Annotated in this window: 10 protein-coding genes; 6 read left to right on the forward strand and 4 right to left on the reverse strand. The window is 72.9% G+C overall.

Annotated features, from left to right (window positions below; all coding sequences use genetic code 11):
* Nucleotides 1–4: 4 nt before the first annotated feature.
* The 3 genes from AQJ11_RS50260 to AQJ11_RS01110 all read right to left on the reverse strand — a co-directional run bounded on the left by AQJ11_RS50260 (nucleotide 5) and on the right by AQJ11_RS01110 (nucleotide 2,865).
* Nucleotides 5–319, reverse strand: a complete 315-nt coding sequence (locus tag AQJ11_RS50260; RefSeq protein WP_059261509.1) for a hypothetical protein — start codon at nucleotides 317–319, stop codon at nucleotides 5–7.
* 92 nt (nucleotides 320–411) lie between these two features.
* Entirely contained in the window at nucleotides 412–1,200 is a 789-nt protein-coding gene (locus AQJ11_RS01105) for a phosphatase (protein WP_014672874.1), read from the reverse strand.
* A 78-nt stretch (nucleotides 1,201–1,278) separates the two neighbouring features.
* Entirely contained in the window at nucleotides 1,279–2,865 is a 1,587-nt protein-coding gene (locus AQJ11_RS01110; protein ID WP_059261510.1) for a PucR family transcriptional regulator, read from the reverse strand.
* Nucleotides 2,866–3,036: 171 nt separating this feature from the next.
* On the opposite strand from AQJ11_RS01110, the gene AQJ11_RS01115 reads away from it, so the two are divergent.
* Genes AQJ11_RS01115 through AQJ11_RS01125 form a run of 3 tightly spaced genes read left to right on the forward strand, consistent with a single transcriptional unit; the run spans nucleotide 3,037 to nucleotide 7,228 of the window.
* On the forward strand, nucleotides 3,037–4,497 hold the full coding sequence (locus AQJ11_RS01115) for a sodium:solute symporter family protein (RefSeq protein ID WP_059261511.1): 1,461 nt from the start codon (nucleotides 3,037–3,039) through the stop codon (nucleotides 4,495–4,497).
* 56 nt (nucleotides 4,498–4,553) lie between these two features.
* A complete protein-coding gene (gene speB, locus AQJ11_RS01120) occupies nucleotides 4,554–5,534 on the forward strand; it encodes an agmatinase (protein ID WP_059261512.1) in 981 nt (326 codons plus the stop codon).
* Nucleotides 5,531–7,228, forward strand: a complete 1,698-nt coding sequence (locus AQJ11_RS01125) for a thiamine pyrophosphate-binding protein (RefSeq protein ID WP_014672870.1) — start codon at nucleotides 5,531–5,533, stop codon at nucleotides 7,226–7,228. The genes speB and AQJ11_RS01125 overlap by 4 nt, the downstream gene beginning before the upstream one ends.
* 163 nt (nucleotides 7,229–7,391) lie before the next feature.
* Here AQJ11_RS01125 and AQJ11_RS01130 read toward each other — a convergent pair whose 3' ends face one another.
* Nucleotides 7,392–7,751, reverse strand: coding sequence for a peptidase inhibitor family I36 protein (locus tag AQJ11_RS01130; RefSeq protein ID WP_014672869.1), 360 nt, complete (start codon nucleotides 7,749–7,751; stop codon nucleotides 7,392–7,394).
* 307 nt (nucleotides 7,752–8,058) lie between these two features.
* On the opposite strand from AQJ11_RS01130, the gene AQJ11_RS01135 reads away from it, so the two are divergent.
* The 3 genes from AQJ11_RS01135 to AQJ11_RS01145 all read left to right on the forward strand — a co-directional run bounded on the left by AQJ11_RS01135 (nucleotide 8,059) and on the right by AQJ11_RS01145 (nucleotide 13,882).
* The gene (locus tag AQJ11_RS01135; RefSeq protein ID WP_014672868.1) at nucleotides 8,059–8,982 is read left to right on the forward strand and encodes a serine hydrolase; all 924 of its coding nucleotides are present in this window, start codon (nucleotides 8,059–8,061) and stop codon (nucleotides 8,980–8,982) included.
* Between the two features lie 53 nt (nucleotides 8,983–9,035).
* A complete protein-coding gene (locus AQJ11_RS01140; RefSeq protein WP_059261513.1) occupies nucleotides 9,036–10,061 on the forward strand; it encodes an esterase-like activity of phytase family protein in 1,026 nt (341 codons plus the stop codon).
* 92 nt (nucleotides 10,062–10,153) lie between these two features.
* Nucleotides 10,154–13,882 carry an ABC transporter ATP-binding protein gene (locus AQJ11_RS01145; protein ID WP_059261514.1) on the forward strand — a complete coding sequence of 1,243 codons (3,729 nt, stop codon included), beginning with the start codon at nucleotides 10,154–10,156 and terminating at the stop codon, nucleotides 13,880–13,882.
* Nucleotides 13,883–13,926 lie beyond the last annotated feature (44 nt).

Raw genomic sequence — 13,926 nt, forward strand, 5'->3', positions numbered from 1 at the left:
CGCCTCAGCCGCGGACCACACCGACCAGAGTTCCTACAGCAGGGACTATGGCGGCGACCACGGTGGCGGTGACCATGGTGGCGGTGACCACGGTGGAGGCGACCACGGTGGAGGCGACCACGGTGGCGGTGACCACGGTGGCGGCGGTGACCACGGTGGCGGCGGTGACCACGGCGGTGGCGGAGGCCACGGCGGTGGTGGCGGCGGTCACGGCGGTGGCGGCGGTCACGGTGGTGGCGGCGGCGGCCACGGTGGTGGCGGCGGCGGTCACGGCGGCGGTGGCGGAGGCCACGGCGGCGGTGGCGGTGGCGGCGGTCACTGAGCCGACCAGGAACTGACGACGTGCGGCCCCGTCCTGCGGGGCCGCACCTCAGTGTTGAGGGAGCATCAGACGTCCCGCGTGGCGCGCTGTCAGACGAGGCCCGCCGCGGCGAGCAGGTAGGCCGTCATCGGGTCGTAGTGCCGCGGGCTCACCACATGGTCGTCCAGCGGGACGACGACCTGCACGGTGCCCTCGGACTCGGCGAGGAACAGCGCCGGGTCGTTGCAGTCGGCGTACCCCACGGAGTCGACCCCGTGCTGTCCCGCGTACCCGGCCCAGCCGTGGTCGGCGACCACCAGGTCCGGCAGCGGGCGCCCCTCCCGCTCAAGTCCCTTGAGGATGGCCCGCATCGGCTCACCGGAGTGGGTGTGCCACAGCGTCGCCCCGTGTTCCAGCACGGCCACGTCCGCGAACTGCATCACGTACCCCTCGTCCGTCTGGAGCCCGTCCGGGATGACGACGATCTCGCAGCCGGCGGCGCGCAGCGCGGCGGCCGTGGCCCGGTGGACGTCCAGCAGGCCGCCCGGGTGCCCGGTCGCGAACAGCACCCGCTGCCGGTCCTCGGCCGCCTTGCGCAGCCGCGCCGCCATGCGGTCGAGGGCGTCCACCGTCAACTCGGGGTCGATGGTGTCCTGCCCGTACCGGTACTCCGGGTCGTCGTTGACGCCCACCCGCTCGGCCATGACCGCGAGCACGTCCTGCTCGTCCGTCCAGCGGTCGCCCAGTTCCAGGCCGAGCCAGTAGTTGCGGACACCGTTGGCGAGCTGGCGGTAGTGGGAGAGGTTGTTCTCGCGGGGCGTGGCGACGTCCCCCGCGATACGCGTGCGCACCAGGTGGTCGACGAGCTGGGCGCGGCTGGGTGTCCCGGATATCGGCATGCCTCCCATTGTGGGGCAGTGCCCGGCGCGCGTCCTCGGCATATCGCCCGCTGGGACGGGGGCCACGCACGGTCGCCGTCAGTCACGGCGCAGCGCGAACCACAGCTCCATGCGCACGTCCGGATCGTCCAGGTCGGCGGCCAACAGGGCGGAGCAGCGGGCGATCCGCTGCCGCACGGTGTTGCGGTGCACGCCGAGCGCCACCGCCGTACGGTCCCAACTGCCGTGCAGGGACAGCCAGGTGCGCAGGGTGTCGGCGAGCGCGGCCTGCCCCGCGAGGGGGGCGAGCAGCGTACGGGCGTGGGTCTCGGCGTCCGCCCGCGGCACCAGGTCCGCCAGCGCAGGCCGGGCCGCGTGCCGGACCAGCGGGGTGCGGGTGGCGCGGGCCCGGGCGAGGGCACGGGCGGCCTGGGTGTCGGCGGCCGGCCACTCCCGGGGCCCGGCCGCGGCACTCACCCCGAGCGTCCAGCCGGGCTGCGGCCCCGGTTCCCGGTCCGCCGGCACCAGCACGCGTACCACGTCGCGGGCGAGGTCGACCAGGGGCGAACCCAGGGCGGCGCCCAGCGCGGAGGCGGCGACCGCGTCCGGGGCCTGGGCCTCCGGCCGCGCGTGCACCACGAGCCACTGCCCGGTGCCGAGCAGTGGCGCCACCTCCTCGGGCTGGGCGCCCAGCAGCAGCCGGACGAGCGCGGAGGACCGGGCCGCCCCGGCCCCGCTCTGGTGCTCACCGGTCAGCAGGGCCAGCAGGACGGCGGCGACGGAGGCGATGGTGTGATCACCCGGGTCACGGCGGGGGGCGGCCACCCCGAGCACGAACCCTTCCCCGGCCCCGAGGGCGTAGACGGCGAGGTGGGTGGCGCCGTGGGTGTCGGTGGCGGAGGTGGGGTGCGGGCGGGGGGCCGGCGTGCCCGGTGCGTTCGGCACCTTCGGTGCGCTCGGTGCGGAAGGGGTCGGGTGCGGTCCGCCGCGGGGAGCGGCCGGTGGGGGAGCGGTCGGGTGCCTGACCACCCCCGCCAGCTCCGCCAGCGCCCTGCGCGCGCCCTCGGGTGTCTCCCGGCCCGCCCCCGCGATCTCCGTTCCGTCGGGCCCGTAGAGCACCGCCCGGCCGCCCAGGCGCTGGGCCAGCTGGCGCAGCACCGCGGGGACCGGATCCGGGCGGGAGGCGGCAGCGGCCAGACTCTGCTGGGCCTCGGTGACCCGGCGCAGCTCGGCCAGCCGGGCCTGTGCCATCAGCTGCCAGACCGCGCGGGCCACCGCGGAGAACGTGGTCTGCGGCGGGACCTCCAGCAGCGGCAGGCCGTACCGGTCGCAGGCGGCGACCAGGGCGCGCGGGACCGTGTCGTGCACCGGGGCCACCCCGAAGCCGAGGGCCGCGCCGCCCGCCGCCACGATCCGGGAGACGTAGTCGTCGAAGTAGGTGCCCGAGCCGGCCGCCTCGGGGATGTGCACCCCGGCCGTGAGCAGCAGCTCGCCGCCCAGCAGATAGGGGTAGGGGTCGGCCATCTCCGAGGTGTGCGCCCAGTGGATCACGGTCCCCGGGTCCGCCGGCCCGGCGATCTGCCGCAGGGCGAGGTCGTCCCGGGCCAGCAGCGCCTGGAGCGTGACCGGTGGGGTGGGCGGGACCGCCGGGGTGATCGTCTCGGGCATGGTGTGCGTTCCTTCCATCCCGCCCCGTTCATCTGGATGAAACGTACACTTCGCAGTCGCTTTCCGGCCACCTAGCCTCAAGGGGCACGGCAGCCGCGGGTACGGGCGGATGTCCCCGCGAGCCGCTGCCGGCACATCCCCGAAGAACCTGCACGACACGCCACCGGACAGTGCGCGAAGGAGGGCCCCATGGCCGTCGACTACACAGTGATCGTCGTCTATCTCGCCGGCATGCTCGCCATGGGCTGGTGGGGGATGCGCCGCGCCAAGTCCAAGAGCGAGTTCCTGGTGGCCGGCCGCCGCCTCGGGCCCGCCATGTACTCCGGCACCATGGCGGCGATCGTCCTCGGCGGCGCCTCCACCATCGGCGGTGTGGGCCTCGGTTACCAGTACGGCCTCTCCGGCGCCTGGATGGTCTTCACCATCGGCCTCGGCCTGCTCGCCCTCTCCGTCTTCTTCTCGGCCCGGATCGCCCGCCTGAAGGTGTACACGGTCTCCGAGATGCTCGACCTGCGCTACGGCGGCCGGGCCGGCGTGATCTCCGGCGTCGTCATGTGGGCGTACACCCTCATGCTCGCGGTGACCTCCACCATCGCCTACGCCACGATCTTCGACGTGCTCTTCGACATGAACCGCACGGTCGCGATCATCCTCGGCGGCTCGATCGTCGTCGCCTACTCGACCCTCGGCGGCATGTGGTCCATCACCCTGACCGACATGGTCCAGTTCGTCGTCAAGACCATCGGCGTGCTGCTCCTGCTCCTGCCGATCGCGGTCGTCAAGGCGGGCGGCTTCTCCGAGATGAAGGCCAAGCTGCCCACCGGGTACTTCGACCCGCTGGGCATCGGCGGCGAGACGATCTTCACGTACGTCCTGATCTACACGTTCGGCATGCTGATCGGCCAGGACATCTGGCAGCGCGTGTTCACCGCCCGCAACGACAGGACCGCCAAGTGGGGCGGCACGGTGGCCGGCACCTACTGCCTGGCCTACGCCCTGGCCGGCGCGGTGATCGGCACGGCCGCCAAGGTGCTCTACCCCAAGCTGGGCAGCCCCGACGACGCCTTCGCCACCATCGTCAAGGACGAACTCCCCGTCGGCGTGCGCGGACTGGTCCTGGCCGCCGCCCTCGCCGCCGTGATGTCGACGTCCTCCGGAGCCCTGATCGCCTGCGCCACGGTCGCCAACAACGACATCTGGTCCCGCCTGCGCGGGGTCGTGCGACGGGACGGCGACGACCACGACGAGGTCACGGGCAACCGCGTGTTCATCCTGGTCATGGGCCTCGTCGTGATCGGCACGGCGATCGCCCTGAACAACGTGGTCGAGGCGCTCACCGTGGCGTACAACCTCCTCGTCGGCGGTCTGCTCGTGCCCATCCTGGGCGGCCTGCTGTGGAAGCGCGGCACGGTCCAGGGCGCGCTGGCCTCCGTGATCGTCGGCGGCCTCGCCGTCGTCGGCCTGATGGCCGGCTACGGCATCCTCGCCAACGAGCCCGTCTACTACGGCCTGCTGGCCTCCCTCGCGGCCTACGTCGCCGTCTCCCTGGCCACGCGGCCCACCGACGAGACGGTCCTCGCCACCTGGCGCGAGCGCCTCGCCGGACGCTCCCCCGAACTCCCGTCCGAACCGGTCCCGGCTCACCAGTAGAGTCATAGGGAAAGCAGTACAAGCGCGACGAAGCGCTGGAAAGAAGGCATTTCACCATGAGCAGCAACGAGACGCCCCGCGGCCCCGTCGACTCCTCCCGCGTCCCGCGGTACGCCGGACCCGCGACCTTCGCCCGGCTGCCCCGCCTGGACGAGGTCGGCACCGCCGACGTCGCCGTCGTGGGCGTGCCGTTCGACTCCGGCGTCTCGTACCGGCCGGGCGCCCGCTTCGGCGGCAACGCCATCCGCGAGGCGTCCCGGCTGCTGCGCCCCTACAACCCGGCGCAGGACGCCTCCCCGTTCGCCCTCGCCCAGGTCGCGGACGGCGGCGACATCGCCGTGAACCCCTTCAACATCAACGAGGCCGTCGAGACCATCGAGGCCGCCGCCGACGACCTGCTCGGCACCGGCGCCCGTCTGATGACCCTCGGCGGCGACCACACCATCGCGCTGCCGCTGCTGCGCTCGGTGGCGAAGAAGCACGGCCCGGTCGCCCTGCTGCACTTCGACGCCCACCTGGACACCTGGGACACCTACTTCGGCGCCGAGTACACGCACGGCACCCCGTTCCGCCGCGCGGTCGAGGAGGGCATCCTCGACACCTCCGCCCTGTCCCACGTCGGCACCCGCGGCCCGCTGTACGGCAAGCAGGACCTGACGGACGACGAGAAGATGGGCTTCGGCATCGTCACCTCCGCCGACGTCTACCGCCGGGGCGCCGACGAGGTGGCCGACCAGCTGCGCCAGCGCATCGGCGACCGACCGCTGTACATCTCCATCGACATCGACTGCCTCGACCCGGCCCACGCCCCCGGCACCGGCACGCCGGAGGCGGGCGGCATGACCTCCCGCGAGCTGCTGGAGATCCTGTGCGGGCTGGCCGGCTGCAACCTGGTGTCGGCGGACGTCGTCGAGGTGGCCCCGGCGTACGACCACGCCGAGATCACCTCGGTCGCCGCCTCCCACACGGCGTACGAACTGACCACCATCATGAGCCGCCGGATCGCGGCGGCCCGGAAGGACGCGGAAGCGAAGTGACCCACGACCACGACCTGGTACTCCGCCCGACGCCGGCGCAGATCACCGCGGCCCTGAACCCTCCCCCGGGGCGCAACGGCGGAGACCTGGTCGTGGAGACGCTGGCCGGGCTGGGCGCGACGACCGTCTTCGGCCTCCCCGGCCAGCACGCCCTCGGCATGTTCGACGCGCTCCGCCGCTCCTCCCTGCGCTACGTGGGCCTGCGGGTGGAGAACAACGCGGGCTTCGCGGCGGACGCGTACGGCAGGATCACGGGCGAGGCGGCGCCGCTGCTGCTCTCGACGGGTCCGGGCGCGCTGACGTCCCTGGCCGCGCTCCAGGAGGCGGCGGCGGCCAGCGCCCCGGTGCTGGCGATCAGCAGCCAGATCCCGACGGCGGGCCTGGGCGGCGGCCGGCACGGCTACCTCCACGAACTCCCCGACCAGGCGGCCTCGTTCCGGGGCGTGGTGAAGTCGGTCCACACGGTCCGCACCCCCTCGCAGATCCCCTCCGCCCTCGCGGCGGCCTGGAAGTCGGCGCTGACGGCCCCGCACGGCCCGGTGTGGGTGGAGATCCCGCAGGACGTCCTGCTGGCCGAGACCTCGCTGCCCGTGGTGACGGCGATGGACGCCACCCCGGACGAACTGGTCCCGCGCCCGGAACTGACGGCGGTGGCGGCCGACCTGCTCTCCCGCGCCGCCCGTCCGGCGATCATCGCGGGCGGCGGGGTCGTCCGCGCGGACGCGTCGGGCAAGCTGCTCCGGCTGGCCGAGAAGCTCCAGGCGCCGGTCGTGACGACCTTCGGCGGCAAGGGCGCCTTCCCGTGGCACCACCCCCTGTCGTTGCAGTCCTGGCTGGAGGACCGGCACACGACGGACTTCCTGGAGGACGCCGACGTCCTGCTGGTGGTCGGCTCGGGCCTCGGCGAACTGTCCTCCAACTACCACACGTTCCAGCCCCGGGGACGGGTGATCCAGATCGAGGCGGACCTCGGCAAGCTGGAGTCCAACCACCCGGCCCTCGGCATCCACGCGGACGCCCGCCTCGCCCTCCAGGCACTGCTGGAGACGGTGGAGGAGCGCACGGACGAGTCCGCGCCCGAGCGGGTGCGGGACCTCCTGGCCCGGGTGTCGGAGCGCATAGCCGCCCAGGAACTCACCCTGGAACAGGACGTGCTGGCCTCCGTCCGCCGCGCCCTGCCCGCCGGCTCCCCGTCCTTCTGGGACATGACGATCCTGGCCTACTGGGCGTGGTCCGCGTTCGACGCGCAGGGCCCGAACACCATGCACTCGGCCCAGGGCGCGGGCGGCCTCGGCTACGGCTTCCCGGCGGCCCTGGGCGGGGCGGCGGCGGATCCGACGCGCCCGGTCCTGGCGGTGTCCGGCGACGGCGGAGCGCTCTACTCGATCGCCGAACTGGCCACGGCGAAGCAGTACGGCCTGAACGTCACCTGGCTGATCGTCGACGACGGCGGCTACGGCATCCTGCGCGAGTACATGACGGACGCCTTCGGCCAGGCGACGGCGACGGAACTGACCCGCCCCGACTACGTGGCCCTCGCGGAGTCCTTCGGCGTGCCGGGGGCGCGCACCACCCCGGAGACGCTGGAACAGGACCTGACGAAGGCCCTGGCGACCCCGGGCCCGTCGGTGGTCGTACTCCCGGCCGTGCTGCGGATGTTCGCGCCGACGCACCTGGGTCGGCCGGACAGCTGATCGGCCGACCGGGCTCGCGCCCAAGCGGCTTGCCGGAGAAGGCGTGGCACCGAAGAACGCGAGCCGGAACCGCTTTCCCGGTGGGTGCGGGGCACCGTCGCGATCCTGACGCCACTGTACGGTTCCCGGGATCGGGCGAACGTCCGGGTGGCACAGCCTCCCGTCAGCAGCCGCCCGGTCCCAATCCGTCCATCCGGCCGCCGAAGTCGCCGAGGTAGCGGGAGCGCCAGTCGCCGTTGAAGACGTCCCGCTTCTCCACCGGACCCCAGTTGATGAAGCAGGCGCGGGTCGAGGCGACGAAGGAGCCCACGTGGTCGTGGAGGCTCGGCGGCAGGTCGCGGTAGCCGCTGCGGGCCGTCCACTCCCAGTACGAGCCGCCGAAGCCCTCGCCGCTCCAGAGGCAGACGGAGCCGTCGGGGCAGGAGGGCTGGGCGGCGCGGGCCGTCGCGGTCCCGGCGGGCACGAGCGCGGCGGTCAGGGCGAGGGCGGCGGCCAGCGTCCAGGCGCGGAGCTGTTGCTTCATGTGGCTCTCCAGGAAGGGGAGTCGGGACGCCCGGCAGCGCGCCGGGCACCGCCATGGTGGGGGCCGGCCGGCGGGACACGCCCGGCGGCCGGACGGCCGTCGCCGGTGTGAGGGAAGAAGTGGGACTAGTAGGACCGCAGGGAGCCCTCGCTCTTGCGTTGGCATGTTCCTGCTCATTGTGAGCAACTCCGCATCTCCGAACGCGCGTACAACTATCGATCGCCTCGGCGAGTCCAGTCATGCAGCGCACAGGTGCGCTCAACGGCGTTCAGGGGGACGCCAGTACGACGTTCAAGGGGGAACCTCCATGACTCACCGGATATCCGGCCGGGCCGGCGTGCTCGCGGCTGCCGTCAGCGCCGCGCTGCTCGTGCCGGCGGTCACCGCCGCCGCCCCGGCCGCCGCGGCCACGCCCACCGTGACCTGTACGTCCGCCAAGGCGGGCCTGGCCGCCAAGCTGAAGAAGGACATCACGGCGGCCCTCGCCAACCGCAAGGGCACGGTCGCCATCGGCCTGTACGACCGCGGCACCAAGACCACCTGCACCCTGCGGGCCACCAGCGCGTACGACTCGGCCAGCACGGTCAAGGTCACCGTGCTCGCCACGCTGCTGTGGGACGCGAAGAAGCACAACCGGTACCTGACGAGCACCGAGCAGTCGCTCGCCAAGGCCATGATCACCCAGTCCGACAACAACGCGACCAGCAAGCTCTGGAAGCAGCTCGGCATGACCAAGATCAAGGGCTTCCTGGCCGCCGCCGGCATGACCAAGACCGTGCCGGGCGCGAACGGCTACTGGGGTCTGACCCAGGAGAACGTCAACGACGAGCAGAAGCTCCTCAAGCTCGTCACCGCCAAGAACAGCGTGCTGAGCGACAACTCCCGCGCCTACATCCTGAAGCTGATGGGCCAGGTCGTCTCCTCGCAGCGCTGGGGCACCCCGGCCGGCGCGCCGTCCTCGGTCTCCGTGCACGTGAAGAACGGCTGGTTGCAGCGTTCCACGCACGGCTGGCGGGTGCACAGCCTGGGCACCTTCAACGGCGCCGGCCGCGACTACATGATCACCGTGCTGACGCAGGACAACAGCACCATGAGCTACGGCGTCACCACGATCCAGAACGTCGCCAAGGCGATCCACAAGGACCTGGTGCCGACCACCAGCGGCGTCACCCGCTACACCCCGACCAGCCAGCCGCGCGAGGCGTTCGTCGCCGTACCGCCGCGGAGCTGACCCTTCACGAGGCGGTCTCGCGCACGTCACCGACGAGTCCTACGGTGAGAGCCATGCGCCTGAGAACCGTACTCGCCACCCTCACCGCCGGCCTGGCGGCGGCCACCTGTCTGGCCGCCGCCGGGCCGGCCGCCGCCGGCACCGCCGCGCGCCACGCCTGCTCGGCCGCCGTGTCGATCGACCGCTTCTCCGACGCGCTCGACAAGACGACGTACGACGGCACCTTCGTCGGCAACTTCTCCGCCCTCGCGGTCGACCGGGACGGCTCGCTGGCGGCCCTGGCCGACCGCTCGTCGCTCTTCCGCCTGGACGCCCGTACGCTCCAGCCGCGGGCGGCCGTGCACCTCGCCGACGAGAAGGGCGCCGACCTGGACTCCGAGGGCCTCGTGATCGACCGGGACGGCACCCGGCTGATCTCCTCCGAGACCGAGCCGTCCATCCGCCGCTACTCCCGCGACGGCGCGATCCTCGACCGCCTCCCGGTCCCGCCCGCCCTCCAGGTCGCCCCGGCCGGCCGCGCCACCGCCAACCAGACCTTCGAGGGCCTGACCATGCTGCCCGGCGGCCACACCCTGCTGGCCTCCATGGAGTACGCGCTCTCGGGCGACTCCGCCGGCATCGTCCGCTTCCAGACCTGGACCCGCCACCACGGCCGCTTCACGCCCGGCGCCCAGTACGCCTACCGCACCGACGCCGGCCTCGGCGTCCCCGAGGTCCAGGCGACCCCCGACGGCCGCCTCCTCGTCCTGGAGCGCGGCTTCACCGCCGGCGTCGGCAACACCGTCCGCCTCTACCTGGCCGACCTCCGCCACGCCACGGACACGAGCGGCATCGAGAACCTCACCGGCCAGCCGGGGGTGCGCCTGGCCGAGAAGACGCTCCTGGCCGACATCGCCGGCTGCCCCTCCCTCGGCGCCACGGCGAAGCAGCCCCAGCCCAACCCCCTCCTGGACAACATCGAGGGCATGACGATCACGGGCCGCGACCACACCGGCCGCCTGAAGGTCCTCCTGGTGAGCGACGACAACCAGAACGCGGCCCAGACGACCAGGTTCTACTACCTCCGGGTACGTGTCTGACCGCTGCCTCGGTTTGTTGCGGAGGGATGAAATCCGCATCAGCCGGCGTTGACGCCTTCTGGTAGAGCACGGCCAAAACAGGAGGCACCGGCGTGGCAGCGCAACGGGGATGGGCACGGCGTCTGGCGGCATACGCCTGGCGGTATCCGAAGGACGTCGTCCTCGCCCTCGGCTCCTCGCTCGCCGGCATGGCCGTCCTGGCGGTCGTCCCGCTGCTCACCAAGGTGATCATCGACGACGTGATCGGCGCCCACACCCGCGCCATGGCCCCCTGGGCCGGCGCCCTCGTGGGCGCCGCCGTCCTGGTCTACGCCCTCACCTACATCCGCCGCTTCTACGGCGGCCGGCTCGCCCTCGACGTCCAGTACGACCTGCGGACCGAGATGTACGGCACGATCACCCGGCTGGACGGCCGCCGCCAGGACGAGCTGTCCACCGGGCAGGTCGTCGGCCGTGCCACCAGCGACCTCCAGCTGATCCAGGGCCTGCTCTTCATGCTCCCGATGACCATCGGGAACCTCCTGCTCTTCCTGCTCTCCCTGGTGATCATGGCGTGGCTCTCGCTGCCGCTGACCCTGGTCGCCCTCGCCGTCGCGCCCGCCCTCGGCTGGATCGCCAAGCGCAGCCGCAGCAGGCTGCACCCGGCCACCTGGTACGCCCAGGCCCAGGCTGCCGCCGTGGCCGGTGTGGTGGACGGCGCGGTGAGCGGCGTCCGCGTGGTGAAGGGCTTCGGGCAGGAGGACCAGGAGACGAACAAGCTGCGCGAGGTCGGCCGCCGGCTGTTCGCGGGGCGCCTGCGCACGATCCGCCTGAACAGCAAGTACACCCCGGCCCTCCAGGCCGTGCCCGCGCTCGGCCAGGTCGCCATGCTGGCCCTCGGCGGCTGGCTCGCCGTACGCGGGCACATCACGCTCGGCACCTTCGTGGCCTTCTCCACCTACCTGGCCCAGCTGGTCGGCCCGGTCCGCATGCTCGCGATGTTCCTCACCGTCGCCCAGCAGGCCCGCGCCGGCACCGAGCGCGTCCTGGAGCTCGTCGACACCGAGCCGACCCTCAAGGACGGCACCAAGACCCTCCCCGCCGACGCGCCCGCGACCGTCGAGTTCGACGACGTGTCCTTCGGCTACGACCACGAGCGTCCCGTGCTGGAGGGGCTGAGCTTCGAGATCCGGCCCGGCGAGACCCTCGCCGTCGTCGGCTCCTCCGGCTCCGGCAAGTCCACCGTCTCCCTGCTCCTGCCGCGCTTCTACGACGTCACCCACGGCGCCGTCCTGATCGGCGGCCACGACGTGCGCGAGCTGACCCTGGACTCGCTGCGGGCCGCCATCGGACTGGTCCCGGAGGATTCGTTCCTCTTCTCCGACACCGTCCGCGACAACATCGCCTACGGCCGCCCGGACGCCTCCCAGGAGGAGATCGAGGCCGCCGCCCGCGCCGCCCAGGCGGACCGTTTCATCAGAGAGCTGCCCGACGGCTACGACACCAAGGTCGGCGAGCAGGGCCTCACCCTCTCCGGCGGCCAGCGCCAGCGCATCGCCCTCGCCCGCGCCCTGCTCACCGACCCGCGCCTGCTGGTCCTGGACGACGCCACCTCGGCCGTGGACGCCCGCGTCGAGCACGAGATCCACGAGGCCCTGAAGCAGGTGATGCGGGGCCGCACGACCCTGCTCATCGCCCACCGCCGCTCCACCCTCAACCTCGCCGACCGCATCGCCGTGCTCGACGGCGGCCGGCTCGCCGACATCGGCACCCACGAGGAGCTCCAGGAGCGCTCGGCCCTCTACCGCCGCCTGCTCACCGACCCGGACGAGCTGGGCGGGGTCTCTCCGGGCCGCGCCCTGCCGGCCGAGCCCCGGGAGGACACCTCCGTCCGCGACGAACTGGAGGCCGAGTTCGACGCGGAGCGGGGCGTCACCCCCCGGCTGTGGACCGGTGACCGCGAGCCCAAGAACGCCGAGAACACAGCCCTGACCGGCACCCCGGCCACCCCGGAACTGCTCACCCAGGTCGAGGCGCTGCCCCCGGCCACCGACACCCCGGACGTCGACGAGGTCCGCGCCGTCCTGCCCGAGGACTCCTACGGCCTGCGCCGCCTGCTGCGCGGCTTCCGCCTGCCCCTCCTGGTCAGCCTGCTGCTGGTCGCCGTCGACGCGGGCGCGGGCCTGCTGCTGCCGGTGCTGATCCGGCACGGCATCGACTCGGGCGTCACCAAGATGGCGATCGGCGCGGTCTGGTCGGCGGCGCTGCTCGGCCTGCTGACCGTGCTCGTCCAGTGGGCCGCGCAGATCGGCGAGACCCGGATGACCGGCCGTACCGGCGAACGCGTGCTGTACACGCTGCGGCTGAAGATCTTCGCCCAGCTCCAGCGGCTCGGCCTGGACTACTACGAGCGCGAGCTGACCGGCCGGATCATGACCCGGATGACGACGGACGTCGACGCGCTCTCCACCTTCCTGCAAACCGGCCTGGTCACGGCGTTCGTCTCGGTCGTCACCTTCTTCGGGATCATGGTCGCGCTGCTGGTGCTCGACCTCCAGCTCGCGCTCGTCGTCTTCGCCACCCTGCCCCCGCTGATCGTGGCCACCTTCTTCTTCCGCCGGGCGAGCGTGAAGGCGTACGAACTCGCCCGCGAGCGGGTGTCGACGGTGAACGCCGACCTCCAGGAGACCATGGCCGGGCTGCGCATCGTGCAGGCCTTCCGGCGGGAGCGGGACGGCGGGCGGCGGTTCGCCGAGCGCAGCGACGCCTACCGCAGCGCCCGCATCCGCGGCCAGCGGCTGATATCCGTCTACTTCCCGTTCGTGCAGTTGCTGTCCTCGGTGGCCGCGGCGGCCGTGCTGGTCGCGGGCGCGGGCCGGGTGGAGGCGGCCACGCTGACCACGGGCGCCCTGGTGGCGTACCTGCTCTACATCGACCTGTTCTTCGCGCCCGTCCAGCAGCTCTCCCAGGTCTTCGACGGCTACCAGCAGGCCACGGTCTCGCTGGGCCGCATCCAGGAGCTGCTGCGCGAGCCGACGTCCACACGGACCGCCGACGAACCCCTCGACGTGCTGTCCCTGCGCGGTGACATCGCCTTCGAGGGCGTGCGCTTCGCGTACGGCGACGAGGAGGAGGCGCTGTCCGGCATCGACCTGACGATCCCGGCCGGGCAGACGGTCGCGTTCGTCGGCGAGACGGGCGCGGGCAAGTCGACGCTGGTGAAGCTGGTGGCCCGGTTCTACGACCCGACCGCCGGGCGGGTCACGGTCGACGGCACGGACCTGCGCGCCCTGGACCTCACGTCGTACCGCCACCGGCTCGGGGTCGTCCCGCAGGAGGCCTACCTCTTCCCGGGCACCGTGCGCGACGCCATCGCCTACGGCCGGCCCGACGCCACCGACGCCGAGGTGGAGGCGGCGGCCCGCGCGGTCGGCGCGCACGAGATGATCGCCACGCTGGAGGGCGGCTACCTGCACGAGGTCGCCGAGCGCGGCCGCAACCTCTCGGCGGGCCAGCGCCAGCTGATCGCCCTCGCCCGCGCGGAACTGGTCGACCCGGACATCCTGCTCCTGGACGAGGCCACGGCGGCCCTGGACCTGGCCACCGAGGCGCAGGTCAACCAGGCCACCGACCGTCTGGCGGGCCGTCGTACGACCCTGGTGGTCGCCCACCGGCTGACCACCGCCGCCCGCGCGGACCGGGTGGTGGTGATGGACCACGGCCGGGTCGCGGAGGACGGCACCCACGAGGATCTGCTGGCCCGCGGCGGCCGGTACGCCGAGCTGTGGCGGACCTTCGTCGGCCAGTCCGAGCCGGAGGAGCCGGTCGGCGCCTCCCGCTGAGCCCTCCCGCCGGGTCGTCTCCCTGACGGTCGTGCAACCATCCG

The organism is Streptomyces corchorusii, assembly GCF_001514055.1.
Taxonomy (GTDB): Bacteria; Actinomycetota; Actinomycetes; order Streptomycetales; family Streptomycetaceae; genus Streptomyces; species Streptomyces olivaceoviridis.